The sequence below is a fragment of the Streptomyces sp. NPDC050145 genome (assembly GCF_044460245.1).
Lineage (GTDB): Bacteria > Actinomycetota > Actinomycetes > Streptomycetales > Streptomycetaceae > Streptomyces.
Genome location: NZ_JBITJS010000006.1, coordinates 82,309 through 107,044, shown reverse-complemented (window position 1 = coordinate 107,044; position 24,736 = coordinate 82,309). Strand labels below are relative to the sequence as shown.

Genomic DNA, 24,736 nt, shown 5'->3' with positions numbered 1-24,736 from the left:
CCTTCACTCCCGTACCAGGCCACTGGCTTGGATTCTGTAGGCTGATTGGTCTGGACGGCAGGGCCAATATCGGAGATGTGGCATGGCAGGTGGCGGCGTGGACGGTTCGGCGGTCGTACTGGGCAGCAGACGGCTCGGCACGCTCGTGACGGGGGTGACCGGCGAGCGCCCCGGCTACCGGGCCCTGGCCCAGGGCGTACGGACACTGCTGCTCGACGGCCGGATCGCCCTGCACGCCCGACTGCCCGCGGAGCGCGAGCTCGCGGCGGCGCTCGGGGTGAGCCGGGCCACCGTGACCGCCGCGTACGACCTGCTGCGGGAGAGCGGTTACGCGCGCAGCAGGCGCGGCGCCGGCACCTGGACCGAGCTGCCCGACGGGGTGCGGCCGACGAGCGTGGCGACCCCGGCGGCGGGCGACGACGTGATCGACCTGGCGATCGCCGCGCCGGGCGCGCTCGCGGACGAGCTGTCGGCGGCCTACCTGGCGGCGGCGCCCGACGTGACCCGGCACGCGGAGACCGCGGGCTACCACCCGTACGGGCTTCCCGAGCTGCGGGCCGCGATCGCCGAGCGGTACACGCGGCGCGGGCTGCCGACGCTGCCCGACCAGATCCTCGTCACGACCGGCGCCCAGCAGGCGGTGTCGCTGACCCTGACCCTGCTCGGCCGCCCCGGCGACCGGATCATGGTCGAGAATCCCTCGTACGCGAACGCGCTCTCGGTGATCCGGCGGCTGGGGCTGCGCACGGTGCCCGTGCCGGTGTCGGCGGACGGCTGGGACTCCGAGTTGATGGAGGCGACGCTGCGGCAGGGCGCGCCCCGGCTCGCGTATCTGATCCCCGACTTCCAGAACCCGACGGGCCGGGTGATGCCGACCGAGACGCGGCAACGGCTGCTCGCCGCGGCGCGGGCGACCGGCACCTGGCTGGTCATCGACGAGACGGTGGCGGACATCGCGCTCGACGTGCCGACGCCGCCGCCGTTCGCGGCGCTGGCCACCGGGGGCGGCGGCGAGCAGATCGTCACCGTCGGCTCGCTGAGCAAGGGACACTGGAGCGGGCTGCGGGTCGGCTGGGTGCGGGCGGGGACGCGGCTCATCACCGAGCTCACGACGCTCCGCGTGACGGCCGACATGTCGGGCTCGGTGCTCGATCAGCTGGTCGCGGGGCGGCTGCTCGAGCGGGAGGAGGAGATTCTGCGGCGCCGGCTGCCGATCCTGCGGGCGCAGCGGGATCATCTCGTGGAGCGGCTCGGTGAGGTGTTTCCCGAGTGGCGGTGGCGGTTGCCGGCGGGGGGTCTGTCGCTGTGGGTCGATCTGGGGCGGCCGATCGCGTCGGCGCTCGCGCAGGGGGCCCTCCGGCACGGGGTACGGATCGAAGGCGGGTCCCGCTTCGGGGCGGATCCGGGGACCTTCGAGCATCGGTTGCGGTTTCCCTATACGCAGCCGGCGGAGGTGGCTGAGGAGGCGATCCGGCGTATCGCGACGGGTCTCTCCGAGGGTTTGGCGGGGGGTGACGTTGCCCCGGGCCGGCCCCCGTGGGTGGCCTGATGCGTCCATTGCCGGGTGCGGGCCGGTGGGGGCTGATCGCGCAGTTCCCCGCGCCCCTAGAGGCGAGCGGCTTCGCCGCTCAGCCTCTATCGGGGAAATGCCGCCCGGAGGGCGTGCATTTCAGGGGCGCGGGGAACTGCGCGAGAAGCCCCACCGGCCCGCACCCGGCGACGAGACGATCAACCCCGCGGCGGGCCGCCGAACAGCTCCACTGCGCCCCGCACCTGAGCCAGCGCAGCGGAAAGCGCCGAGACCGAACCGACGGCCCCCGCGACAAGGAGCAACGACCGGCGTAACCGGGGAACCTCCGGCACCCCGCCCCGGGCCATCGCATCGAGCGCCGCCAACTCGTCCTCCGCGATACCCCGGTCCGGAAACTCCACGGCGTACCCGGCGAGTTCGCGCCGCAGCCGGGACACCGCGGTGCGCAGCTCGGCCACCCGCGGATCCTCGCCGCTGCCCGTCACCCGCCCCTGCTCCACGCTCCGCAACACAGCTCTCCCCCTCGCACATCGTTGTGCGTGCACCCCTGGCGGACGTCACCCAAAAAGCTCAACCGGGCTTTGTGGGCGCCCAGTTAACGCCACACATGGCCGCTCCGCCAGCCCGTTGCGCAAGGCAACCTCATCGGGTGCGGTATGCAGGAGCCATGACGACGAACAAGGCGCAGGTGGCGGGGCTGTTGCTGGCGGCGGGCGGTGGCCGGCGGCTCGGCGGGCGCCCGAAGGCTCTGTTGACGCATCGCGGCCGGCCGCTGGTGGAGCACGCGCTGGAGGTGCTGCGGGCGGGCGGTTGCGGCCCGCTGCACGTGGTGCTCGGGGCGGCGGCCGACACCGTACGGGAGCGGGCACGGCTGGACGGGGTGACGGCGGTGACGAATCCGGAGTGGGCCGAGGGCATGGGGTCCTCGCTGCGGGCGGGTCTGGAGTCGCTGGCGGCGACCGGCGCCGACGCGGCGCTCGTCCTCCTGGTGGACCAGCCGGGCATCGGGGCCGCGGCGGTGGCCCGGGTCCGGGAGGCGTACCGCTCTCCTGCCTCCCTGGTGGCGGCCTCGCACAACGGGGAACGGGGGCATCCGGTGCTGTTCGGACGGGAGCACTGGGCGGGGATCACGGCGAGCGCCACCGGGGACCGTGGTGCGCGGGCCTATCTGAAGGAGCACCGTGGTGCCGTGGAGCTCGTCGAGTGCGGGGACGTCGCGGAGGCGTTCGACATCGACACCGAAGCCGATCTCGGCCACCTTGAGTAAGAGAGGTGGCACCGAGCGCCACGTTCTGTCGACTCAGAGAATCTCGACATCAACAAACCTTGAACTTCCACGATAAGGAAACTAGTATCCACTTCTCAGAAGGGCCGGTCCCCGGAAGCGGGGCCAGCAGCCATACCCAGGCGCCCCGGCACCGAGTGCCGCACGCGTCCGTTCGCTGAAGGAAGTGACAGCCTCATGTCCGCACCAGCGCCGTCCCCGCTGGCCATCGTCGACGCCGAGCCCCTGCCCCGGCAGGACGAGGTGCTCACCGATGCGGCCCTCGCCTTCGTGGCCGAGCTGCACCGGCTGTTCACGCCGCGGCGTGACGAGCTCCTCGCCCGCCGCGCCGAGCGCCGCGCCGAGATCGCCCGCACCTCCACGCTCGACTTCCGCCCCGAGACCGCCGCGATCCGCGCGGACGACTCGTGGAAGGTCGCCGAGGCCCCGGCCGCGCTGAACGACCGCCGCGTCGAGATCACCGGCCCCACCGACCGCAAGATGACGATCAACGCCCTGAACTCGGGCGCCCGCGTGTGGCTGGCCGACTTCGAGGACGCCTCGGCCCCCACCTGGGAGAACGTCGTCGGTGGTCAGCTGAACCTGACCGCGGCCTACAACCGCTCCATCGACTTCACCGACGAGCGCACCGGCAAGTCGTACGCCCTCAAGGACGCCGACCAGCTCGCGACCGTCGTGATGCGCCCGCGCGGCTGGCACCTCGAGGAGCGCCACGTGGTGGACGAGAGCGGCAAGCCGGTCCCCGGCGCCCTCGTCGACTTCGGCCTGTACTTCTTCCACAACGCCAAGCGCCTCATCGAGCTCGGCAAGGGCCCGTACTTCTACCTCCCGAAGACGGAGTCGTACCTGGAGGCCCGCCTCTGGAACGACATCTTCGTCTTCGCCCAGGACTACGTCGGCATCCCGCAGGGCACCGTCCGCGCCACCGTCCTCATCGAGACGATCACGGCCGCGTACGAGATGGAGGAGATCCTCTACGAGCTGCGCGACCACGCCGCGGGCCTGAACGCCGGCCGCTGGGACTACCTGTTCTCCATCGTCAAGAACTTCCGTGACGGCGGCGCCAAGTTCGTCCTGCCGGACCGCAACCTGGTCACGATGACCGCGCCGTTCATGCGTGCCTACACCGAGCTGCTCGTGCGCACCTGCCACAAGCGCGGTGCCCACGCCATCGGCGGCATGGCGGCCTTCATCCCGTCCCGCAAGGACGCCGAGGTCAACAAGGTCGCGTTCGAGAAGGTCCGCGCCGACAAGGACCGCGAGGCCGGCGACGGCTTCGACGGCTCCTGGGTCGCCCACCCCGACCTGGTCCCGATCGCCATGGAGTCCTTCGACAAGGTCCTCGGCGACAAGCCGAACCAGAAGGACCGCCTGCGCGAGGACGTCTCCGTCGCTCCCGGCGACCTCATCGCCATCGACTCGCTCGACGCGAAGCCCACGTACGACGGCCTGGTCAACGCCGTCCAGGTCGGCATCCGCTACATCGAGGCGTGGCTGCGCGGCCTCGGCGCCGTCGCCATCTTCAACCTGATGGAGGACGCCGCCACCGCCGAGATCTCGCGCTCGCAGATCTGGCAGTGGATCAACGCGGGTGTCGTCTTCGAGAACGGGCAGACCGCGACCGCCGAGCTGGCGCGCACCGTCGCCGCCGAGGAGCTCGCGAAGATCAAGGCCGAGATCGGCGAGGAGGCCTTCGCGGCCGGCAAGTGGCAGCAGGCCCATGACCTGTTGCTCCAGGTCTCCCTGGACGCCGATTACGCGGACTTCCTGACCCTTCCCGCGTACGAGCAGCTCCGCTGACCGACCCGCACCATTGGCCCCCGGCACCGCACAGCGCCGGGGGCTTTTGCGTTGCGTGGCGTCTGCGGGCCGGTGGGGGCTGGTCGCGCAGTTCCCCGCGCCCCTGAAATGCACGCCCTTCGGGCGGCATTTCCCCTATAGAGGCTGAACGGCGAAGCCGTTCGCCTCTAGGGCGCGACCAGCCCCCACCGGGCCGTCAGCCGAGATGCACCGACCAGTCCTGCTCGGCGCCGGGCTTGCCGTGGAGGTCGGGCACCCGCTTCAGCCAGGCCGGACGATCCCGCTCCATGGCGGCAGCCCGCTTCGCGTCGGCGGCCGCCAGCTCGTCCCGGGACGGGAACTCCGTGGGCAGCCAGGAGGCCGAGCTCCGGGCGCGGGCCAGCAGAAAGGCGACGTACGCGTCCCGCACCGCGTCGGGCCCGTCGAACCCGGGCTCGTCCACCAGCCAGGCGTCCGGCACCAGCGCGAGAATCTCCCGCAGCAACGACTCGGTCACCAGCGGCGCGAGCTCCGCGTCCGCGGCCCGCACATCGGGCCCGTACACCCCCAGCGCGTGATGCCGGAAGTCGTACGCCTTCTCCGGTGCGGCCCCGTCCCAGCGGTGGTGGAAGACGAGCGCCGCCCCGTGATCGATGAGCCACAGGCGCGGCGGCGCCGTGCCGAAGGTGGGCCACACCATCAGGTTCGAGCTGTGGACGGTGCGGTCCACGTTCACCGTCAGCGCGTCGAGCCAGACGATCCGGCCGGCCTCCAGCGGGTCGACGGGGAACACCCCGGCGATCTCGGGCGTGAAGTCGGCGGCGCCCGGCAGGAAGTCCATGCCGAGGTTGATCCCGGCGCTGGCCCGCAGCAGGTCCTGCACCTCCTGGTGCGGCTCGTCCGCGGCGACGGCCGGGTCGAAGTGCGCGAGCACCAGCTCGGGGAAGCGCAGCCCGAGCCGTCGCGCCAGCTCCCCCACGACGATCTCGGCGACGAGCGCCTTCACGCCCTGCGCCGAGCCGGTGAACTTCAGGACGTAGGTGCCGAGGTCGTCCGCCTCGACCACACCGGGGACCGAACCTCCGGTGTGCAGCGGGTTCAGATAACGGACGGCAGTCACTTCGCGCAGCACAGCGCCACTGTAGATCAGGGGACGCGGCCGGTTCCTGTCGGTTTCCGCGCGGCGGGGGCCCGGGGCTGGAAGGATCACGCGCGGTGTCGTCGACCGCAGGGAGTGGGCATGCGCAGGGGTCAGGGTCCGTCCGTCGCCGTCGTGGGCGGAAGCATCGCGGGGTGCGCGGCGGCGCTGGCCCTGCGGCGGGGCGGAGCGGGGGCGGTGACCGTGCACGAGCGGGCGGCGGGCCCGCTGGACGCGCGGGGTGTCGGCGTGGCCCTGCACGACGACCGGTACGCGGAGCTGGCGGCGTCCGGCTATGTCGATGTGTCGATGCCGTGGGTCCAGATGAGGAAGCGGCGCTGGTACGTGCGGGAAGAGGCGGCCGCCGCGCCGCTCGGCCGCGAGCTGTGGGCGACGCCGTTCCCGTTCCGCGCCTACAACTGGGGTTCCCTGTGGCGGGAGCTGCGGCGCCGGGTGCCCGCCGATGTGGAGGTGCGGTCGGGTTCGCCGGTGCGGGAGGTGACCGCGGATCCGGGCGGGGACGGGGTGTTCCTTCAGGCCGGGACGGGCGCGTCCGAGCGGTTCGACCTGGTGGTGGGCGCGGACGGGTACCGGTCGGTGGTGCGGGCCGCCGCCTGTGGTGACGTACGGCCCGAGTACGCGGGGTACACGGCGTGGCGCGGCGCGTTCCCCGTCGAGCGGCTCGCGGCGCCCGGCCTCTGGCCCGAGGACGAGTGCGCGTACGTCGTCTTCCCCGGCGGGCATCTGATCGTGTACCGCATCCCGGACGGGTCCGGCGGCGGGCAGCACGCCAACTGGGTGCTGTACACGACGCCGCCGCCCGGTCACGCTCCGGCGCCCGACTCGCCGGTGAGCCTGCCGCCGGGCACCGCGCCCGCCCCGCTGCGGGAGCATCTCGCGTACGTCGCCGAGGAGTTGCTGCCCCCGTACTGGGGCGATCTGGTCCGGCTGACGACGCCGGAGGAGCTGATCCTGCAGCCGCTGTACGACTTCACCGCCGAGCGGTACACGGCGCCGGGGATGGCGCTGACGGGCGACGCGGCGACGGTGGCCCGGCCGCACACCGGTGCGGGCGCGGTGAAGGCGTTGCAGGACGCGACGGCCCTGGAGTCGGCGCTGTCCGGCGCGCCCACCCTGTCCACCGCCCTCGCCGCGTACGACGCCGACCGCGCCGCGGTGGGCCGCACGATGGTGACGCTCGGGCGCCGGCTCGGCCGGGAACTGGTGGAGCGGACCCCGCGCTGGGGGGACATGGACCGCGCGGAGCTGGAGAAGTGGTGGGGCGGGCTCGACGGTTCCGGCGCGTTCGGCGGGCGCAGTCTCACGCGGGGAAACAGCGGGGGAAGCGGCTGACGGCGGGCCCTTCGAAGTACGGCGGGACACAAAGCGGCTGATCCCCTATCAGAACCCGGTCGCCGTTTTGGCATCGACGCGCCCGGCTCCATAGGATCCGCCGATGATCACTAGAAAACGGCTGGCGGCGGGCGCGAGCGCCCTGCTCGCCGCCGTCGCCCTCGGCGGGTTCGGTCCCGTCGGCAGCGCGGCGGCCGCCGACGAGCCCGCGGGGGACAAGCCCGCCCCCAAGGTCGAACTCGTCCTGGACGTGAGCGGGTCCATGCGGGCCCGCGACATCGACGGCGACTCCCGGATGGCCGCCGCGAAGCAGGCGTTCAACGAGGTGCTCGACGCGACCCCCGAGGAGGTCGAGCTCGGCATACGCACCCTCGGTGCGAACTATCCCGGCGAGGACCGCAGGACGGGCTGCAAGGACACCGCGCAGCTCTACCCCGTGGGCCCGCTGGACCGCACCGAGGCGAAGACCGCCGTGGCGACGCTGCGGCCGACCGGCTGGACGCCGATCGGTCCGGCGCTGCTGAAGGCGGCCGACGACCTGGAGGGCGGTGACGGCACCCGCCGGATCGTCCTCATCAGCGACGGCGAGGACACCTGTCAGCCGCTCGACCCGTGCGAGGTGGCCCGCGAGATCGCGGCGAAGGGCATCGGCCTCACCATCGACACGCTCGGCCTCGTGGCCGACGCCAAGACGCGGGCGCAGCTGTCCTGCATCGCGGACGCCACGGGCGGCACGTACACCTCCGTCCGCCACAAGGACGAACTGACCGACCGTGTCGGCCAGTTGGTGGACCGGGCCGCCGACCCGGTCGTGACGCCGGTCGCGGTCGAGGGCGCGGCGCAGTGCGCGAGCGCCCCGCAGCTCAAGCCCGGCCTGTACACCGACCGGGAAAAGTTCGGTGAGCACCGCTACTACCGGGTGGACGTCGAGCCCGGCAAGGAGCTGCGCGCCGCGGTGAGCGTCGCCGCGGACCGGGCCGTGAACCGGGACTACGGGGTGCTGCTGCGCGCCGTCACCACGCACGGCCGGGAGATCGTGCGCGGCCAGGGGGCCGGGGACGGGCGTACGGACGTCGTCTCGACGGGCCTGCGCTACCCGAAGCCGGACACCGACTCCGGCACGGACTCCGGCTCGGACTCCGGCTCGGACTCCGATGAGCCGCAGGCCGAGACGGTGTGCCTCCAGGTGTCCAACTCCTACTCCGCGCCGGCCTCCGTCAAGACCACGCCCGGCCTGCCGGTCGAGCTCACGGTCGACGTCGTGGACGGGCCCGACGGCTCCTCCGACGTGGCCGCGTTCGGTCTGGGCCGCGGCTGGTGGCTGCTCGGCGCGCTCGTCGTGGTCGGGTTCCTCGCCGGTGTGATCTGGGGCTGGCTGTCGCGCTGGCGCGTGGCCGTCTGGAGGACGAACTGATGCGACGCACACGAATTCTGACGGGTGCCCTGCTGGGCGGCCTGGTCTCCCTGCTGGCGTTCGCGGGCCCCGCGGCCGCCGAGGGCGAGGACACGGAGCAGAAGGCGCCGACCGAGGCGGGTACGTCGTTCCGTACGGCGACCCCGTTCGAGCAGGGCCAGAAGGCGACGGCGAGCGCGTCGACCGGCGACTACCTGTACTGGTCGTTCCCGGCGGACTCCGGGCAGCGCCCGACGGTCCGGGCGAGTGTCGCGCTCCCCGAGGCGCAGGCCCGGCACGGGGCGCAGAGCTGGCGGATCGATGTGTACGACGGGCTGCGGCGCCGCCAGTCGTGCATGTACGGGACGCAGGCGCGCACGGTGCCGGCGGACGCGGCGAAGGTCGAACTCGCCTGCACGCTGCGGACGGTGCGGGCCTGGTCCGAGCCCTGGGCCGATGATCCACTGCCCGGCTCCTACTACGTGCGGCTCACGGTGACGGGGCTCGACGACGCGGACCTGGGTCTGCCGGTGTCGGCGTCGCTGGAGGCGACGTCGAAGGAGATCGGCGCCGCCGCGGCGGTCGACGGTGCGCTCTCCGAGCCCCTGGTCGCGCCCGGCGCGCCGGACGACCACGACTGGTCCTCTCCGTGGTGGACCACCCGCTGGCTCTGGACCGCGCTCGGCGCGGCGCTCGCCTCACTGGCCGGCATCTGGGGCTACGTCCTGACCCGTCCCCGCCGGGCCTGAGATCAACGCCCCTGGGAGCACGCGAAGCGCGCCTCCCGGGGGCGCGGGGCTGTATCGATCTGCGGCTCCGCCGCGCGGGCGCGAGAAGCCACGCCGCTCGCGTCACCCGACAACGAACCGGCCCCCGCCTCAGCGGCCCGCCCCTGGGGCGCACGAAGTGCGCCTTCAGGGGCGCGGGGAACTGCGCCAGAAGCCCCACTGACCCGCACCCGGCGACGAATGCGCAACCCCCAACGGCGGCACCCCCAGGGGCTCCGCCCCGGCCCCCGCTCCTCAAACTCCCCCAGACTCCGTCCGGGGGGACCCCCAAGGGGCTTGAATTGCCGAACCGCCGCTGTCAGCCGCGCGCAGGGTCGGCCATGAGGGCCTTCGCCAATGCCCCCTCACCCGTGACGCTCACCGCCCCCTCCCGCGCGGCCGCGACCACATCCCGCTCCCCGCGAGCGATCGCCCCGGCCACCTCCGCGTCCAGTACCAGCCGCACATCGGCCTCCCCAGCCCCGAACACGCCCTCCCCGTACGGCTCCCCGTCCAGACCGACCCGTACGAAGAACTCCCCCTCGTCGACCCGGACGGCCACGACCCCGCTCTCCCCCAGCCCCGAGAGCCCGCGCAGCACGGGGAGCGCGAACCAGTGGGCCCGCACCGCGTCCGTGGCGCGCCGCTCGGCGAGCAGGGGCCCGCCCCACTCTCCGAGCGCCTGCAGCACGGGCAGCAAATCCCGCCCCCGCTCCGTGAGTTCGTACACGTACGAGGAGGCGGGCGGTGCGAGCCGGCGCCGTACGGCGACCCCGTCCCGCTCCAGGTCCTTGAGCCGCGTGGCCAGCATGTCCGTGCTGACGCCGGGCAGATCGGCGTGCAGATCCGTGTAGCGGCGCGGCCCGGCGAGGAGTTCCCGCACGATCAACAGCGTCCAGCGGTCCCCGACGACGTCGAGAGCGCGGGCGGCGGCGCAGTACTGGTCGTAGCTTCGGCGGCTCATGACCGGCAGTCTATGCAACTTGTTGGACTTTCCAAGCTCCAGCTTGGTAAAACCAAGTACCCCAGCAAGGAGGCACGCACATGGAGTTCCGGCAGTCGAGCAAGCTGAGCGAGGTCTGCTACGAGATCCGCGGCCCGGTGATCGAGCACGCCAACGCGCTCGAGGAGGCCGGCCACAGCGTGCTGCGCCTCAACACCGGAAACCCCGCGCTCTTCGGATTCGAGGCGCCCGAGGAGATCGTCCAGGATATGATCCGGATGCTCCCGCAGGCACACGGGTACACCGACTCGCGCGGCATCCTCTCCGCCCGCCGCGCCGTGGCCCAGCGCTACCAGGCGCTCGGCCTGGAGGTGGGCGTCGACGACGTGTTCCTGGGCAACGGCGTCTCCGAGCTGGTCTCCATGGCCGTGCAGGCGCTCCTGGAGGACGGTGACGAAGTCCTGATCCCCGCCCCGGACTTCCCGTTGTGGACCGCGGTCACGACGCTGTCCGGCGGCAAGGCCGTGCACTACCTGTGCGACGAGCAGTCCGAGTGGTACCCGGACCTCGACGACATGGCCGCGAAGATCACGGACCGCACCAGGGCCGTCGTCATCATCAACCCCAACAACCCCACCGGCGCCGTCTACCCGAAGGAGATCGTCGAGGGCATCCTCGATCTCGCCCGCCGGCACGGCCTGATGGTGTTCGCCGACGAGATCTACGACCAGATCCTCTACGACGACGCGGTGCACCACAGCGCCGCCGCCCTCGCCCCGGACCTGGTCGTGCTCACCTTCTCCGGGCTCTCCAAGACGTACCGGGTGGCGGGCTTCCGGTCGGGCTGGCTGGTCGTCACGGGCCCGCGGCAGCACGCGAAGAGCTACCTGGAGGGCCTGACGATGCTGGCCTCCATGCGCCTGTGCCCGAACGCGCCGGCCCAGTACGCCATCCAGGCCGCGCTCGGCGGCCGCCAGTCGATCCGTGAACTGACCGCGCCGGGCGGCCGGTTGCACGAGCAGCGCGACAAGGCGTGGGAGAAGCTCAACGAGATCCCGGGCGTCAGCTGCGTCAAGCCGAAGGGCGCGCTGTACGCGTTCCCGCGCATCGACCCGGCCGTGCACCCGATCGTGGACGACGAGAGGTTCGTCCTGGACCTGCTGCTGCGCGAGAAGATCCAGGTGGTGCAGGGCACGGGCTTCAACTGGCCGCGCCCCGACCACTTCCGCATCCTCACCCTCCCCTACGCCGACGACCTCGACGCCGCGATCAGCCGCATCGGCCGCTTCCTGAGCGGCTACCGGCAGTAGGTCACCGCCCGGCGGATCCGGCCGCCGCCTCGACGACGAAGAACAGGAAGCAGGGCCGCGTCGCGAGCTTCTCGAAGTCGTCGGGGAAGAGCGCGCGGGCGGCCGGGTCGGGCCGCGGCTCGCTCAGGGCGGTGACGCGGAAACCGGCGGCGACGAAGGCCTCGGTCATCGCGTGGATCGGCCGGCGCCACAGCCGCATCGGCAGACTCCGGCCGCCGAACTCCCACGTGAAGGCGTAGCTGCTGGTCGCGAAGTAGTCGGGCCGCGTGCCCGGGTGCGTGTACGCGACGAAGGGGTGGTCCACGGACGCGATGAGCCGGCCGCCGGGCCGCAGCACGCGGCGCAGTTCGGCGAGGGCCGGTCCCCAGTCCTCCAGGTAGTGCAGCACCAGGGAGGCGACCACGTCGTCGAACGCGCCGTCGCCGAACGGCAGCGGGTCGCCCAGGTCGCCCACGTGCAGGTCGGCGCCGTCCCCGAGGCGGCGGCGGGCGAGCGCGATCATCGCGGCGCTCGCGTCGATGCCGGTGACCTCCGCGCCGCGCTCCGTCAGCGCGGCGGACAGCGGGCCCGCGCCGCAGCCGGCGTCGAGGATCCGGCGGCCGGTCACGTCACCGGCGAGGCCGAGCACGGCGGGCCGCTCGTAGTAGGCGTTCACGAGGCTGTTCTCGGTGGCCTCGGCATACACCTCGGCGAACCGGTCGTACTCGTTCTCCGTCGTTCCCGTCGTTTCCTTCGTGCCCGTCAGAGGATCCATCGGGGCAGCCTACGGGCCCGGCCGGAAGCCGAGGGGGGCTGAACGGCCCGTTCCGGGTGCGGGTTACGGTCGGGGGATGGAGAACGTACTGCGTCCGCTGATCGTCCTCGGCGGTTCCGTCGTGCTCACACTCCTCGTCGGGTGGGCCGTCGACCGTCTGCTGCAGCGCGCCGACCGGCGCCACCCCGAGACCCCGCTGTGGGATCTGCTGCGCCGCTGCCGGCTGCCGTACCAGTTGGTGCTGTGCTCGGCGCTGCTGCGCGGCTCGTACGACCAGGCACGGGTCGCCCGGGACCACACCGCGGTCATCGGCCAGGTGCTGAGCCTCGTCCTGATCGGCGCCACCGCGTGGCTCGTGGTGCGGATCGCGACGGCGGTCGTCGAGTCGACCTACACGCGCTACGCCGACCAGCACCGGGACGCGGCACGGGTCCGGCGCGTACGCACCCAGATCACGCTCATCCAGCGGATCGTGACCGCGGTCGTCGGCGTGGTGGCGGTGGCCGCGATGCTCCTGACGTTCCCGTCGTTCCGCGCGGCCGGGGCCTCGCTGCTCGCGTCCGCCGGCATCATCAGCGTCGTCGCCGGTGTCGCGGCGCAGTCGACGCTGGGCAATCTGTTCGCCGGGTTCCAGATCGCGTTCGGCGACATGGTGCGCATAGGCGACACCGTCGTGGTCGACGGTGAATGGGGCACCATCGAGGAGGTCACGCTGACCTACCTCGCCGTACGCACCTGGGACGAGCGGCGGATCACGATGCCGGTCTCGTACTTCACGTCGAAGCCGTTCGAGAACTGGTCACGGGGCGGCGCCCAGATGACCGGCACGGTCTTCTTCCACCTGGACCACAGCGCCCCGATCGACGCGATGCGCGCGAAGCTCCACGACATCCTGCGCGAGTGCCCCGCCTGGGACGGCCGCAACTGGGGCCTGGCCGTCACCGACACGACGCCGAGCACGCTCCAGGTCCGCGCGGTGGTCACCGCGAAGGACGCGGACGACATCTGGACGGTCCGCGTCACGGTCCGCGAACACCTGGTCCGCTGGCTCGCCGACCAGCACCCCTACGCCCTCCCCCGCGTCAACACGGCCGCGGCCGTCCTTCCTCCGGACACGGACGCGGTGGTCTCCCTGAGCCGCGACGGCCGCCCGCCCCGCACCGGCCGCGGCTGACGCCGCACACCCGCACTCGACAGCGGTGGACCGATCGGGTTGAGTTCGTGCCGGCCGGTGTTCGGTGAGTCGAGGGGTGCGAGGCGATGGAAGCGGCGCTGATAGCCGTGCTGGGAACGCTGTTGGGGTCCGTGGTCACGCACTTCTTCCAGGGGCGGGCCACCGTGCGCAGCGCCGAACTGGCGCGCAACGAGCAGATGCGGCAGGAGCGGATCTCCTGCTACAGCGCGTTCGCCGGAGAGCTGCACGACTACCGGCGGGCCCAGAACGACCGCTGGTACCGGGCCTACGAGGACGGCCCCGGCAGCACCGCCGACGCCTCCCGCTACGCCTCCTACGAGGCACGGATCGCGGCCCGGGCCGCGCTCACCCGCGTGCAACTGGTCTGCGCAGACCCCGCCCTGCGTGAACTGGCCGCGCAGGCCTTCCAGTTCACCCACTGCATGCACGAGGCGACCGACGAGGCCGACCGCGACCGCCGCTCCCGCCAGGCGAAGGCGGCCCTGGACACGTTCGTCACCCGGGCCGCACCGACCGTCCACCGGTGACCTGCGGTCAGGTGAGGCCGAGCAGGGAGTCGAGCGCCGACACCGGGTCCGCGGACGGTTCGCCGCGGGGCCACCAGTCCTCGCGGCCGGGGTCGGACTCGTAGCCGTACCAGCGGCCGTCGCGGCCCAGACGGAGCTGGAGGGACGGGGTCGAGAGGTAGTTGCGGCGCGGACGGAACTCGGGGTGGCCCGTGGCCAGGAGCGCGGGGCGGGCGCGGTCGAAGGGGCCGGCCGGCGGGTCCCACTCCTCCTCCAGGACGTTGAGGCCCGCGAACCCGCCCTGCCGCCAGGCGGCGACCGCGCGGGCGAGGTCGGCGGGGGTGCGGCCGGTGCCGCGGGCCAGGGACGCGTACAGGGTGCGGGTCGCCGCGGTGAGGCCGGAGCCGGGGTGCGCGGCGGCGAGCCGGACCGCGTCCTGCCAGGGGGTGAATCCGGCGAGCGGGTCGCGGCCCGTGGTGAGCAGGGCGTGGGCGCGGGCCGCCGCCTCCGTGGCGAGCAGGTCGAGGGCGAGCGGGTCGGGGGCGCCGGGCGCCTCCGGGTAGGACGGCGGGCGCTCGGGGTGCGCGGGCGGCGGGAACTCCGGTGGCAGGGCGGGCAGTCGGGCCGAGTCCCGCGCGAACACGTCGCGGGCGGGGAGCGAGTCGAGCTCGGGACCCGAGGCCTCCGCGCCGGACTCCTGCTGCTCGCGCGCCGTGTGCGTGGCGTGCCGCCGGGTCAGGTCAGCGAGCAGCTCCTGCTCGCCGCGGCCGCGCAGCAGGAAGAGGACGAAGGGGTCCTCGTCGATGAGCCGCGCCGTCTGGTAGCAGAGCGCCGCCGCGTGCTTGCACGGGTGCGCGCGGTCCGGGCAGGTGCACTCGGGGGTGAGGTCGTCGACGGCCGGAAGGAGGTCGGCGGACGCGGCGAGCGCGTGCGGCACGTCCTTGTCGAGCAGGGACGCCATGTGGTCGGGGCGGGAGACCGCGGTGTCCAGGAAGCGCTCCCAGGCCTCGTCCGGCAGGGTGCGCAGCCGCAGTTCGGCCCGGTAGGGGCGGGGGCGCGAGCCGTGCACGTACGCGACGACGCGGCCGGGCGTGACGGTGATCGCGTCGACGTGGCCCCGGTCCGCGTAGGCACGGCCGCGGGCGAGGCGGGCCGGGTCGAGGGCGGTGTCCTCCAGGGCGTCCACCCATGCGTTGCCCCACCAGGTGAGCGCGAACGCCGCGCTCGGCCGGGCGCGGGGCGGCAGCGGCGGGAAGGTGCGGCGGGTGTCGGTGTGCCGGGCCTGGGCCTGCTCACCGGACCGGGCGCGGCCGGGAATGTGCGCGGCGGGCCGCCGGGCACGGGCGGGGCTCATGTCGGGTCACTTCCCTTCGCGCTCACGACGGTTCGCTTCCCGTGCGCGCTCATGACGCCTCCCGGCGCAGGGAGACCAGGTCGGTCAGCTCGCGGTCGGACAGCTCGGTGAGGGCGGCCTCGCCGGAGCCGAGCACGGCGTCGGCCAGCGCCCGCTTGCTCGCGAGGAGTTCGGCGATGCGGTCCTCGACGGTGCCCTCGGTGATGAGCCGGTGGACCTGGACGGGCTGGGTCTGTCCGATGCGGTAGGCGCGGTCGGTGGCCTGCTCCTCCACGGCCGGGTTCCACCAGCGGTCGAAGTGCACGACGTGGCCCGCGCGCGTCAGGTTGAGCCCGGTGCCCGCGGCCTTCAACGACAGCAGGAAGACGGGGACTTCGCCGGCCTGGAACCGGTCGACCATGCGCTCGCGCTCCGCGACGGGGGTGCCGCCGTGCAGCAGCTGGCAGGGGATCGCGCGGGTGGCCAGGTGGGTGGCGAGCAGCTTGGCCATGGACACGTACTGGGTGAACACGAGCACCGAGCCGCCCGAGCCGTCCTCGGCGACGATCGTGTCGAGGAGTTCGTCGAGCAGGGCGAGCTTGCCGGAGCGGCCGGCGAGCCGGGGGCGGCTGTCCTCGGCCTCCTTCAGGTACTGCGCCGGATGGTTGCAGATCTGCTTGAGGGAGGTCAGCAGCTTCATGACGAGGCCCCGGCGGCCGATGCCCTCGGCTGCCTCGATCTGCGCCATGGACTCGCGGACCACCGCCTCGTACAGCGAGGCCTGCTCGCGGGTGAGCGGGGCCGGGTGGTCGGACTCGGTCTTGGGCGGCAGCTCGGGGACGATGCCGGGGTCGGACTTCTTGCGGCGCAGGATGAACGGGCGGACGAGCCGGGACAGCCGCTCGATCGCCTCCGGGTCGGTGCCGCCGTGCCCCTGGAGCGGGACCTCGCCCTCGACCACGCGCGCGTGCCGGGCACGGAACGCCTTGAGCGGGCCGAGCAGTCCGGGGGTCGTCCAGTCGAGCAGGGCCCACAGCTCCGACAGGTTGTTCTCCACCGGGGTGCCGGTGAGGGCCACGCGCGCGGGGGCGTCGATGGTGCGCAGCGCCTTCGCGGTCGCCGAGTGGGGGTTCTTGACGTGCTGGGCCTCGTCGGCGACGACCATGCCCCAGGTGTGCGCGGCGAGTTCGGCGGCGCGGGTGCGGACGGTGCCGTACGTGGTGAGGACGAAGCCGCTGGAGTCGAGCGTGCGGGCGCTGCTGTGGAAGCGGGTCACGGGGACGCCGGGGGCGAACTTCTCGATCTCGCGCTGCCAGTTGCCGAGCAGGGAGGCGGGGCAGACGACGAGGGTGGGGTGCGGGCGGGCGCGGCGCAGGTGGAGGGCGATGAGGGTGACGGTCTTGCCGAGGCCCATGTCGTCGGCGAGGCAGCCGCCGAGTCCGAGGGAGGTCATGAGGTCGAGCCAGGCGAGGCCGCGCAGCTGGTAGTCGCGCAGGGTGGCGGCGAGGCCCGGGGGCGGCTCGACGGTGTCGAGGCCGCGGGTGAGGCGGTCGCGCAGCTCGGCGAGGCGGCCGGTGGGCACGGCGGGGACCCGCTCGCCGTCGACCTCGGCCTCGCCGGTGAGCGCGACGGCCAGCGCGTCGACGGGCTGGAGCAGCCCGAGCTCGCGCTTGCGGGCCTTGCGCACGAGGTCGGGGTCGACGACGACCCACTGGTCGCGCAGCCGGACCACCGCGCGGTGGGACTCGGCGAGCCGGTCCATCTCGCGCTCGGTGAGCGGGTCTCCGTCGAGCGCCAACTGCCAGTTGAACGCGAGCAGTTCGTCGCTGTCGAAGAACGGGGTGCCGTCGGTCGCGGAGCCGGGCGCGGCCTGGGCCCGTACGACGGCGGTGGCGGTGAGGGAGCGGGCCAGCTCGCGCGGCCAGTGGACGGCGACGCCTGCCTTCGCGAGGCGTGCGGCGCCCGGCCCGAGCAGATCGATCAGCTCGCTCTCGCTCAGGGCGAGGACGTCGGGCACGTCCTGCTCCATGAGGCGGCCGAGCGGCGGCCATGCGGCGACGGCACGGCGCACGGCGAGCACCGCGTCGATCCGGGCGCGCGGTCCGAAGTGCTCGTCGGCTTCCCCGGCCCACAGGGCGGCGGCGTCGACGACACGTGTGGGGTCGGCGAGGCTGTGCACCTGGACGACGGCGGCCCCGGCGCGCCGCTCCCCCGACTCCTGCGGCGAGGCGTCCTCCTCGGCCGCGTCGAAGAGGGCGTGCTGTGCGAGGTCGAGCCGGAGCGAGACCTTCACCCCGGCGTCGAGTCCGGCGGCCGCCTCGACGGCCCAGGGGCGCGCGTGCGGGAGGTACTGGGCGGCGGCCGCGGCGAACGGCGCGCCGGCCGCGTGCGCCGCGGCCGGGGTGCGGGGCAGCGTGTCGGCGACGGCGTCGAGGAACGCGCGCACGAGCGCCTGCGGCTCGGGCAGCCGCAGCGGGCGGCGGCCCGGGAGCGGGGTCGCGTACCCCTCGGGCGGCAGGGCGGCGGCGATGCCCCGGATCTGGGCGACGTCGTCCTCGTCGAGCGGGCCCGCGCGCCAGGCGTCGTGGTCGGAGGCGGTGAGTCCGGGCAGCAGCCGGCCGCGGGCGACCAGGTGCAGGGCGTGCGCGGCGGCGGCGCCCCAGGCGGCGGTGGCGGGGTGGGCGGCGCGGGTGCGGCGGGCCCGCAGGAGCAGCGGCAGCGCGTCGGCCACGGGCAGGACGCGCGCGGGGACCTTGCGGGAGCGCACGCCGGTGCCGTGCGGCCGCACCACCGTGATCTCCTCGTCCGCGCCGGGCGGCCCGGCGCCGTCCGGGCACCAGAGGGCGATGCGGCCCTCGCGCGGCAGCGGGGCGGGCAGGAAGACGGCGGCGACCTCCGCGCCCACGCCCTGCGGCTCCGGCAGCGTCACGCCACGTCACCTCCTCCTACTGACTGCTCACGTCCGGTCCGCGTCCCGTGCGGCCGGTCTCCACGACCCGTACGACCTTACGGGCCGGGTCTGACAATCACGGTCCGCGCTCCCCGGTCCGCGCCGGCGGCCGGCCTCGGGGAGAATGGCCCCGGACCTGCACGAGACCTCATGAACAGGCGTGAACCTTGGGTGATCTGCTCCTCGTCCGGCACGGCGAGACGGAATGGGCGCTGAACGGACGGCACACGAGCTGGACGGACATCCCGCTCACGGAGAACGGCAGGGAGCAGGCGCGCCGGGTCGCGCCGCTCGTCGGCAGTTATCACGTGGGGGCGGTGTTCACGAGCCCGATGCGGCGCGCCCGGGACACGGCGAAGCTCGCGGGCCTGGACCCGGCCGCGGTGGACCCGGACCTGTGCGAGTGGGACTACGGCGGCTACGAGGGCGTGACGACGCTGGAGATCCATCGCACCCGGCCCGACTGGTTCCTGTTCGACGACGGGGTGGCGCCGGGCCCGCCGGAGCATCCGGGCGAGACGCCGGAGCAGGTGGGGGCGCGCGCGGACCGGATGCTGTCGAAGGTGGACGCGGCGCTCGCGAACAACGAGGGCAGTGTCGTGCTCGTCGCACACGGCCATTTCCTGCGGGTGCTGACCGCGCGGCGGCTCGGCCTGCCGGCGTCCGAGGGCGCGCACTTCCTGCTGGCGACGGGCACCGTGAGCCGGATCAGCACGGAGCACGGCCGGCCGGTGATCGCGGGCTGGAACCTGCGGCCCTGACCCCGGCGCCCGGCGCAGCACCGTCGGGGCGTCGGCGTTGTCAGTGGTCCCGTGCACCATCGTGGTCAGGAGGTGTGCCATGACCAGACCGCCGACCGCCGTGCAGCGGCGGATCATCGACGCGGCCGATCCGGAGACGGGCCGGATCACCGGGAGCGAGGCCCAGCTGGCGCGGCTCGTCGTGCTGAAGCTGGCGTTCCGGCATCCCCGGCCGCCGCACGCCCACTTCCTGACCCCGGAGGGGCACCGGCTGCGCGAGGCGGGCACTGAGCCGCCGTCGCCGTCGCCCGCGCCGGAGGCCGAGCGGGACGGGCGGTTCCGGGCGCGGCTGGGCGGCGAGCCGGACGCCGTGGTCTCGCCCGCGCGGGCGCGCGAGGTGCGCACGGCCTGGCAGGGGCTGCTCGAGATACGCCGGATGACGAATCCGGACGGTGCGCTCGACCGGCCCTGCGCCTGGGAGCGTGGCCGTCTCGAGCACGCGGCGGCCCTCGCCCTGGAGGCGGCGGGCCGGGAGCCGGCGAGCGGGGCGGCGCCGGGGTACCGGGTGACGTCGACCCCGCAGCCCGAGGCGGTGTCGGTGCACCATCCGGACGCGGCGGGCCTCGCGGCCTGCGCGGCGACCCTGGCCGCGGCCGGCTGGCAGGTCAGTGAGCACGCCGGGAAGCGGGGCGAGCGCTGGCTGCTCGCCTCACCCAGACGCACGTAGCGCGATCCGCCGGTCCGGGCGGTGGTGAGGAATGCGGGGCCGGTCCCGGCTGTTGGCCCCGTCGAGAGGCCTGAGCAAGCGCTCAGGCACCGGGGCAGGCAGGCAGCGCAGGGCGCGCAGCGAGAGGAACATCGTGACTGATCCGCACAACAGCGAGCCGTACTCCGTCCACATCCAGGTCAGGGGCTACGAGACCGACTCCCAGGGACACCTGAACCAGGCGGTCTACCTCCAGTACGCGGAGCACGCGCGCTGGTCGGCGCTGCGCCACGGCGGCATCGAGCAGGGCGACCTGCTGGCCCGGGGCGTGGGCCCGGTGGCGCTGGAGACGACCATCCGCTACCTGCGCGAGCTGCGGGCCGGGGACGAGGTGGACGTGGACTGCGTCTTCGAGTGGGGCGAGGGCAAGACGTTCCGCATGCGTCAGACGGTCCGCAAGGCGGACGGCACGGTCTCGGCGGAGGTGACCGCCGTGGGCGGGATCCTGGACCTGAAGGCGCGCAAGCTGGTGCCGGACCCGCGGCAGATCTTCAAGGAGCTGTCGGCGAACCCGGACGTGTTCGGCCTGTAGACCGGACGTCCGGGCCCGCCTGCCGCTCCGGGGCTCAGTCCGCCGTCATCCGGCGGGCCGGGACGATCTCCTGTTCCTGGTCCGGGCCGGACCAGAGGAGCTTCATGTGGGCCTCGCCCGTGTTCTCCGTGTAGTCGATCCGGATCGCGTGCCGGGTGCCGGCCGTGAGGCGCACCGTCCCCTTGTCGACGCGCGGGCCGTGCGGATCCGAGGCGTCGACGACCAGCTTGCCGTCGATCCAGACGCGGGCGGTGTCGTCGGAGACGGTGGTGAGGGTGTACGTCTCGGTGCGCGGGGCGGTGAGGTGCCCGCTCCAGCGGACGGAGAAGGTGTCCGCCGGGATGCTCGCGTCGGGTGAACCGGCGTATTTCCAGGCGTGGTTGACGGTGGGGTCGACGCGGGTGATCTTCGGGGCGCCGCTGAGCGTGGCGTTGTCGAAGATCTCCTGCTTGAGCCCGTGGCCCGTGCTCGTGGGCGTCTCGGGGCCGGTGTCGACGGTCAGCCGGACGACGGTCGCGATGTCGTTGGTGGGCCCGCCGGACGGCGTGAGGTCGAAGCCGTCGCCGGAGCGAGTGACGGTGACCTCCTGGTCGCTGCCGAGCACGCGCGCGTGCGCGATCTTGAAGTCGGTGCGGGCCTTGAGGTGCAGCGGCTGTCCGGCGGCGGGCCAGTCGGTGACGGCGGCGTACAGCACGTCGCCCTTGCGGCTGACCGAGCCCCAGGCCGGCTCGTCGACGAGGCCTCCGTAGCGGGCCCCGTACACGGCCTCGCCCTGGCCGTCCGCGCGCAGCCAGTCGCCCATCTGCTTCAGGCGGTCCACCGATTGCTGCGGGATGCGGCCGCGGCTGTCGGGGCCGACGTTGAGCAGGTAGTTGCCGCTGCGCGAGGAGGTGGCGAGCAGGTTGCGGACGAGGCTGCCGGGAGTCTTCCAGTTCTGGTCGTAACGGGCGTAGCCCCAGTGTCCGTTGAGGGTCATGCAGGACTCCCAGAGCTGGCCGTCGACCGGGGCGTCCGGGATGGTCTGCTCGGGGGTGCCGTAGTCGCCGTCGACGACGCGGCGCTTGCCGACGCGGTTGTTGACGACGAGCTCCGGGTCGAGGTCGTGGAGGTAGGCCTCCAGGCGTTCGCCGTCGCGCGCGGTCCACGGGTTGTGCGGGTCCTCGGTGTCCCATTCGCCGTCGAACCACAGCAGGGCGGGGTCGTAGTTGTCGACGAGCTCCTTGAGCTGGGCGTACATGCGCTTCTCGTACTTCGGGAAGGTCGCCGGGTCCGGGAAGTCCGGGTCGTGCCAGTCCCAGATCGAGTAGTAGAAGCCGAGCTTGATGCCCGCGTCGTCGGCGGCCTTCTTGAGTTCGGCGAGGATGTCGCGGTTCTTGTCGAAGGACGAATGGTCGCGCAGGTTCCAGGAGTTGACCTTCGTGGGCCACATCGCGTAGCCCTCGTGGTGCTTGGACGTGATGACGATGTACTTCATCCCCGCGTCCTTGGCGGTCTTCACGACGGCCTTCGCGTCGAAGTCGGCGGGGTCGAAGCTCGCCGCCTTCTTCTCGTACGCGTCCTTGGAGATCCTGCACGAGCGCTGGATCCACTCGGCGTCGCGGCAGAGGCTGCCGTCGGCCCGCGGGTACTCGCCCTCCCAGTTCGAGTAGGCGCCGAAGTGGATGAACATGCCGAAGCGGTCCTGCCGCCACCAGTCGGTGCGTCCGGCGGTGAAGGGGTCGTCGTGGGCGTAGTCCGTGCCGGGTCCCGCGACGGTGGCGGCCGGTGGCGCCGCGGACGGGGCGGCGGCGACCGGCACGGCGGCCGTGGCCGCCAGGGTCGCGGCGAGCAGGACGGCGAGTCCCGCGATGCTTCGCTGGATGCGCATGGTGCGGCTCCCGGGGTGTGGGTACGTCGGTGCATGCGTGGCGCGTGGGACCTGAGGCGAACCAAACGCATCGGAACGTAGAGGCGCATACATCGGATGTCAATGCGTCCCGCTCCCAGCAGTCACCCCCGAACAGTGCGTGAATCAGCCATCCTGGCGGAACCACATCCGATGAATCATTGGATGCCTCACGCACGATCCGGCCGCGGCCTGCGGGGGTCGTTCACCTGTCTCCTCCCGGGGCTTCGGCATGGCGTCACCTCCGGCGGGGGTCGCGCCGGGTATGCAGGAGCCATGCCGCTGGCTCGCCGTACGCTCCTGACCGCGCTCGCCGGATCGGCCGCGGTGTCCTGCACCGCCGGGGCCGACCGCGCCGACGCCCTACCCTTCTCCGCCGCGACCGTCGGCGCCGCCGCACGTGCCGCACGCCGGCTGCTCGGGCCCGCCGCGGACCAACTGGACTTCGGCCCGCCGGGCGGCGCGCACGACACGTACCGGGTGGCGGCCTCGGGTGGCCGGATCCGGGTGACGGGCTCCTCGCCGGCCGTCCAACTCGCCGGTCTGCGCCGGTACTTGAAGGACGTCGCGCACGCCAACATCTCCTGGGCGGGCGAGCAACTCGACCTGCCGGACCGGCTGCCGCTGCCTGCGCGGGCGCTGACCGGGCACGCGGGTGTGCCGCACCGGTTCGTCCTCAACGACACGAACGACGGCTACACCGGGGCGTACCACGACTGGGCGTACTGGGAGCGCGAGCTGGACGTGCTGGCGCTGCACGGGTTCAACGAGGTGTTCGTGCAGGCCGGCGCGGACGCGCTGTACCACCGGGTGTTCCGCCGGTTCGGGTACACGGACGCCGAGCTGCGGGCGTGGATCCCCTCCCCCGCGCACCAGCCGTGGTGGCTGCTGCAGAACATGGCGGGCCCGGCGGGCGGTCCCGTCTCGGCGCAGTTGCTCGCGGCGCGGGCCCGGCTCGGGCGCCGGATCGCGGACCGGGTGCGGCAGTTGGGCATGGAGCCGGTCTTCCCCGGCTACTTCGGGACGGTGCCGCCGGGCTTCGCGGACCGCAACCCGGGGGCGCACGTGGTGCCGCAGGGCGACTGGTACGGGTACCGGCGCCCCGAATGGCTGGATCCGCGCGGCCGGCAGTTCGCCGCGGTGGCCGCCGCGTTCTACCGGGACCAGGAGGAGCTGTTCGGTCCCGCCCGGCTGTTCAAGATGGACCTGCTGCACGAGGGCGGCAGCGCCGGCGACGTCCCGGTCGGGGACGCGGCGCGCGGCGTCGAGCGGGGTCTGCGCGACGCGCGCGGCGACGCGGTCTGGGTGATCCTCGGCTGGCGGCACAATCCGCCGCGGGCGATCGTGGACGCCATCGACAAGCGGCACATGCTGGTGGTCGACGGGCTCTCCGACCGGTTCACGAGCGTCACCGACCGGGACGCCGACTGGGGCGGCACACCGTACGCGTTCGGCTCGATCTGGAACTTCGGCGGGCACACCGTGCTCGGGGCCAACACCCGGGACTGGGCGGAACTGTTCCCGGCCTGGCGGGACCGTCCGGGCAGCGCGCTGCGCGGTACGGCGCTGCTGCCGGAGGCGGCCGACAACAATCCGGCCGCCTTCGAGCTGTTCTCCGAACTCGCCTGGACCGACGGCGCGTTGGACCTGAAGAGCTGGTTCGAGGCGTACGCGGTGGCCCGGTACGGGGGACGGGACGCGCGGGCCGTCGCCGCCTGGGACGTGCTGCGGCGCACCGCGTACGGGACGACGCGCGCGGACGAGTGGGCCGAGGGCGCGGACGGGCTGTTCGGGGCGCGCCCCTCGCTCAAGGCGGTGTCGGCGGCGACGTGGTCGCCGAAGCGGCTGCGCTACGACGCGGGCGAGTTCGAGAAGGCCCTCGACCATCTGCTGGCGGTGCGCTCGGGGCTGCGCGGCTCGTCGGCGTACCGCACCGACCTGCTCGACGTGGCGCGGCAGGCCGTGTCGAACCGCAGCCGGACCCTGTTGCCGCGGATCAGTGCGGCGTACGAGGCGAAGGACGCGGCCGGGTTCGACCGGCTGTGCGCGGACTGGCTCTCCCTCATGACCCTGCTCGACCGGCTGCTCGCCACTGACTCCCGGCACCTGCTGGGCCGTTGGGTCGCCGAGGCGCGGGCCTGGGGCGCCGACACGGCCGAGCGGAACCGGCTCGCGCAGGACGCGCTGTCGATCGTGACGGTGTGGGGGACGCGGTCGGGTGCGGCGGCGGGCCTGCACGACTACGCGAACCGGGAGTGGGCGGGCCTGGTCGGCGGGCTCTACCGCAAGCGCTGGGCGGCGTACTTCACCGAACTGCGGGCCGCGCTCGGTGCGGGGCGGGCGCCCGGGAAGCAGGACTGGTACGCGTTCGACTCTGCGTGGATCCGTGATCCGGGGGCGCTCGCGACGCGGCCGAGCGGAAGCACGTACGACCTGGCGGTTCAGGTGCGGGACCGGCTGCGGCGGGGCTGAGCGGGACCGCTCCGCAGACGTCCGACGAGACATCTGACGGGTGCTTGACGGGTATACGTCACGCCGGATCTCTGGTAGGAAACCTTCCTAACAGTCGGCGGAAC

The 24,736-nt window shown here is 73.4% G+C and carries 20 protein-coding genes; 13 read left to right on the top strand and 7 right to left on the bottom strand.

The window, feature by feature from the left end; translation table 11 throughout:
* Window positions 1-82: 82 nt before the first annotated feature.
* The gene (locus tag ACIBTU_RS13960) at window positions 83-1,549 is read left to right on the top strand and encodes a PLP-dependent aminotransferase family protein (protein WP_399126314.1); all 1,467 of its coding nucleotides are present in this window, start codon (window positions 83-85) and stop codon (window positions 1,547-1,549) included.
* A gap of 179 nt (window positions 1,550-1,728) precedes the next feature.
* Here ACIBTU_RS13960 and ACIBTU_RS13955 read toward each other — a convergent pair whose 3' ends face one another.
* Entirely contained in the window at window positions 1,729-2,031 is a 303-nt protein-coding gene (locus ACIBTU_RS13955; RefSeq protein ID WP_188341222.1) for a DUF5955 family protein, read from the bottom strand.
* A gap of 167 nt (window positions 2,032-2,198) precedes the next feature.
* Here ACIBTU_RS13955 and ACIBTU_RS13950 point away from each other — a divergent pair, with 167 nt between their 5' ends.
* Window positions 2,199-2,798, top strand: coding sequence for an NTP transferase domain-containing protein (locus ACIBTU_RS13950; RefSeq protein ID WP_399126313.1), 600 nt, complete (start codon window positions 2,199-2,201; stop codon window positions 2,796-2,798).
* Window positions 2,799-2,993: 195 nt separating this feature from the next.
* Window positions 2,994-4,616 carry a malate synthase A gene (gene aceB / locus ACIBTU_RS13945; RefSeq protein ID WP_399126312.1) on the top strand — a complete coding sequence of 541 codons (1,623 nt, stop codon included), beginning with the start codon at window positions 2,994-2,996 and terminating at the stop codon, window positions 4,614-4,616.
* Window positions 4,617-4,812: 196 nt separating this feature from the next.
* On the opposite strand, the gene ACIBTU_RS13940 is transcribed toward aceB, so the two are convergent.
* Entirely contained in the window at window positions 4,813-5,727 is a 915-nt protein-coding gene (locus ACIBTU_RS13940; RefSeq protein WP_399126311.1) for a HipA family kinase, read from the bottom strand.
* Between the two features lie 108 nt (window positions 5,728-5,835).
* On the opposite strand from ACIBTU_RS13940, the gene ACIBTU_RS13935 reads away from it, so the two are divergent.
* The 3 genes from ACIBTU_RS13935 to ACIBTU_RS13925 all read left to right on the top strand — a co-directional run bounded on the left by ACIBTU_RS13935 (window position 5,836) and on the right by ACIBTU_RS13925 (window position 9,228).
* Complete coding sequence (locus tag ACIBTU_RS13935; protein WP_399126310.1) at window positions 5,836-7,086, top strand: FAD-dependent monooxygenase; 1,251 nt, start codon at window positions 5,836-5,838, stop codon at window positions 7,084-7,086.
* Between the two features lie 103 nt (window positions 7,087-7,189).
* Entirely contained in the window at window positions 7,190-8,500 is a 1,311-nt protein-coding gene (locus tag ACIBTU_RS13930) for a VWA domain-containing protein (protein ID WP_399126309.1), read from the top strand.
* Window positions 8,500-9,228: a hypothetical protein gene (locus ACIBTU_RS13925; protein WP_399126308.1), complete on the top strand. Its 729-nt coding sequence runs from the start codon at window positions 8,500-8,502 to the stop codon at window positions 9,226-9,228. The genes ACIBTU_RS13930 and ACIBTU_RS13925 overlap by 1 nt, the downstream gene beginning before the upstream one ends.
* Window positions 9,229-9,565: 337 nt before the next feature.
* Here the strand turns inward: ACIBTU_RS13925 and ACIBTU_RS13920 are convergent, their stop codons facing one another.
* A complete protein-coding gene (locus tag ACIBTU_RS13920; RefSeq protein WP_399126307.1) occupies window positions 9,566-10,210 on the bottom strand; it encodes a winged helix-turn-helix transcriptional regulator in 645 nt (214 codons plus the stop codon).
* An 80-nt stretch (window positions 10,211-10,290) separates the two neighbouring features.
* Between ACIBTU_RS13920 and ACIBTU_RS13915 the strand changes: the two genes are divergently transcribed.
* A complete protein-coding gene (locus tag ACIBTU_RS13915) occupies window positions 10,291-11,499 on the top strand; it encodes a pyridoxal phosphate-dependent aminotransferase (RefSeq protein ID WP_399126306.1) in 1,209 nt (402 codons plus the stop codon).
* Between the two features lies 1 nt (window position 11,500).
* On the opposite strand, the gene ACIBTU_RS13910 is transcribed toward ACIBTU_RS13915, so the two are convergent.
* Window positions 11,501-12,253 (bottom strand): class I SAM-dependent methyltransferase, encoded by a 753-nt coding sequence (locus ACIBTU_RS13910; protein WP_399126305.1) that lies wholly within the window; start codon window positions 12,251-12,253, stop codon window positions 11,501-11,503.
* A gap of 76 nt (window positions 12,254-12,329) precedes the next feature.
* Here ACIBTU_RS13910 and ACIBTU_RS13905 point away from each other — a divergent pair, with 76 nt between their 5' ends.
* Together ACIBTU_RS13905 and ACIBTU_RS13900 are read left to right on the top strand one after the other, a co-directional pair.
* Window positions 12,330-13,427: a mechanosensitive ion channel family protein gene (locus ACIBTU_RS13905; protein ID WP_399126304.1), complete on the top strand. Its 1,098-nt coding sequence runs from the start codon at window positions 12,330-12,332 to the stop codon at window positions 13,425-13,427.
* A gap of 86 nt (window positions 13,428-13,513) precedes the next feature.
* Entirely contained in the window at window positions 13,514-13,975 is a 462-nt protein-coding gene (locus ACIBTU_RS13900; RefSeq protein ID WP_399126303.1) for a hypothetical protein, read from the top strand.
* A 7-nt stretch (window positions 13,976-13,982) separates the two neighbouring features.
* On the opposite strand, the gene ACIBTU_RS13895 is transcribed toward ACIBTU_RS13900, so the two are convergent.
* Both ACIBTU_RS13895 and ACIBTU_RS13890 read right to left on the bottom strand, forming a co-directional pair.
* Window positions 13,983-15,308 (bottom strand): SWIM zinc finger family protein, encoded by a 1,326-nt coding sequence (locus ACIBTU_RS13895; protein ID WP_399126302.1) that lies wholly within the window; start codon window positions 15,306-15,308, stop codon window positions 13,983-13,985.
* A gap of 49 nt (window positions 15,309-15,357) precedes the next feature.
* Complete coding sequence (locus ACIBTU_RS13890; RefSeq protein WP_399126301.1) at window positions 15,358-18,216, bottom strand: SNF2-related protein; 2,859 nt, start codon at window positions 18,214-18,216, stop codon at window positions 15,358-15,360.
* Window positions 18,217-18,404: 188 nt separating this feature from the next.
* On the opposite strand from ACIBTU_RS13890, the gene ACIBTU_RS13885 reads away from it, so the two are divergent.
* The 3 genes from ACIBTU_RS13885 (at window position 18,405) to ACIBTU_RS13875 (ending at window position 20,275) form a co-directional block, all read left to right on the top strand.
* Window positions 18,405-18,998 carry a histidine phosphatase family protein gene (locus ACIBTU_RS13885; protein WP_399126300.1) on the top strand — a complete coding sequence of 198 codons (594 nt, stop codon included), beginning with the start codon at window positions 18,405-18,407 and terminating at the stop codon, window positions 18,996-18,998.
* A gap of 79 nt (window positions 18,999-19,077) precedes the next feature.
* Entirely contained in the window at window positions 19,078-19,704 is a 627-nt protein-coding gene (locus ACIBTU_RS13880; protein WP_399126299.1) for a hypothetical protein, read from the top strand.
* 133 nt (window positions 19,705-19,837) lie between these two features.
* Entirely contained in the window at window positions 19,838-20,275 is a 438-nt protein-coding gene (locus tag ACIBTU_RS13875) for an acyl-CoA thioesterase (protein WP_399126298.1), read from the top strand.
* A gap of 34 nt (window positions 20,276-20,309) precedes the next feature.
* Here ACIBTU_RS13875 and ACIBTU_RS13870 read toward each other — a convergent pair whose 3' ends face one another.
* A complete protein-coding gene (locus ACIBTU_RS13870; protein WP_399126297.1) occupies window positions 20,310-22,142 on the bottom strand; it encodes an alpha-L-fucosidase in 1,833 nt (610 codons plus the stop codon).
* Between the two features lie 294 nt (window positions 22,143-22,436).
* On the opposite strand from ACIBTU_RS13870, the gene ACIBTU_RS13865 reads away from it, so the two are divergent.
* Window positions 22,437-24,632: an alpha-N-acetylglucosaminidase gene (locus ACIBTU_RS13865; protein ID WP_399126296.1), complete on the top strand. Its 2,196-nt coding sequence runs from the start codon at window positions 22,437-22,439 to the stop codon at window positions 24,630-24,632.
* Window positions 24,633-24,736: the final 104 nt, after the last annotated feature.

Excerpts from the sequence above, each read along its gene's own strand:
- aceB (WP_399126312.1), top strand. The coding sequence starts at position 2,994 with ATGTCCGCACCAGCGCCGTCCCCGCTGGCCATCGTCGACGCCGAGCCC.
- ACIBTU_RS13935 (WP_399126310.1), top strand. The coding sequence starts at position 5,836 with ATGCGCAGGGGTCAGGGTCCGTCCGTCGCCGTCGTGGGCGGAAGCATC.
- ACIBTU_RS13900 (WP_399126303.1), top strand. The coding sequence starts at position 13,514 with ATGGAAGCGGCGCTGATAGCCGTGCTGGGAACGCTGTTGGGGTCCGTG.
- ACIBTU_RS13925 (WP_399126308.1), top strand. The coding sequence starts at position 8,500 with ATGCGACGCACACGAATTCTGACGGGTGCCCTGCTGGGCGGCCTGGTC.
- ACIBTU_RS13920 (WP_399126307.1), bottom strand. The coding sequence starts at position 10,210 with ATGAGCCGCCGAAGCTACGACCAGTACTGCGCCGCCGCCCGCGCTCTC.
- ACIBTU_RS13915 (WP_399126306.1), top strand. The coding sequence starts at position 10,291 with ATGGAGTTCCGGCAGTCGAGCAAGCTGAGCGAGGTCTGCTACGAGATC.
- ACIBTU_RS13960 (WP_399126314.1), top strand. The coding sequence starts at position 83 with ATGGCAGGTGGCGGCGTGGACGGTTCGGCGGTCGTACTGGGCAGCAGA.
- ACIBTU_RS13905 (WP_399126304.1), top strand. The coding sequence starts at position 12,330 with ATGGAGAACGTACTGCGTCCGCTGATCGTCCTCGGCGGTTCCGTCGTG.
- ACIBTU_RS13865 (WP_399126296.1), top strand. The coding sequence starts at position 22,437 with ATGCCGCTGGCTCGCCGTACGCTCCTGACCGCGCTCGCCGGATCGGCC.
- ACIBTU_RS13910 (WP_399126305.1), bottom strand. The coding sequence starts at position 12,253 with ATGGATCCTCTGACGGGCACGAAGGAAACGACGGGAACGACGGAGAAC.
- ACIBTU_RS13880 (WP_399126299.1), top strand. The coding sequence starts at position 19,078 with ATGACCAGACCGCCGACCGCCGTGCAGCGGCGGATCATCGACGCGGCC.
- ACIBTU_RS13930 (WP_399126309.1), top strand. The coding sequence starts at position 7,190 with ATGATCACTAGAAAACGGCTGGCGGCGGGCGCGAGCGCCCTGCTCGCC.
- ACIBTU_RS13870 (WP_399126297.1), bottom strand. The coding sequence starts at position 22,142 with ATGCGCATCCAGCGAAGCATCGCGGGACTCGCCGTCCTGCTCGCCGCG.
- ACIBTU_RS13950 (WP_399126313.1), top strand. The coding sequence starts at position 2,199 with ATGACGACGAACAAGGCGCAGGTGGCGGGGCTGTTGCTGGCGGCGGGC.
- ACIBTU_RS13895 (WP_399126302.1), bottom strand. The coding sequence starts at position 15,308 with ATGAGCCCCGCCCGTGCCCGGCGGCCCGCCGCGCACATTCCCGGCCGC.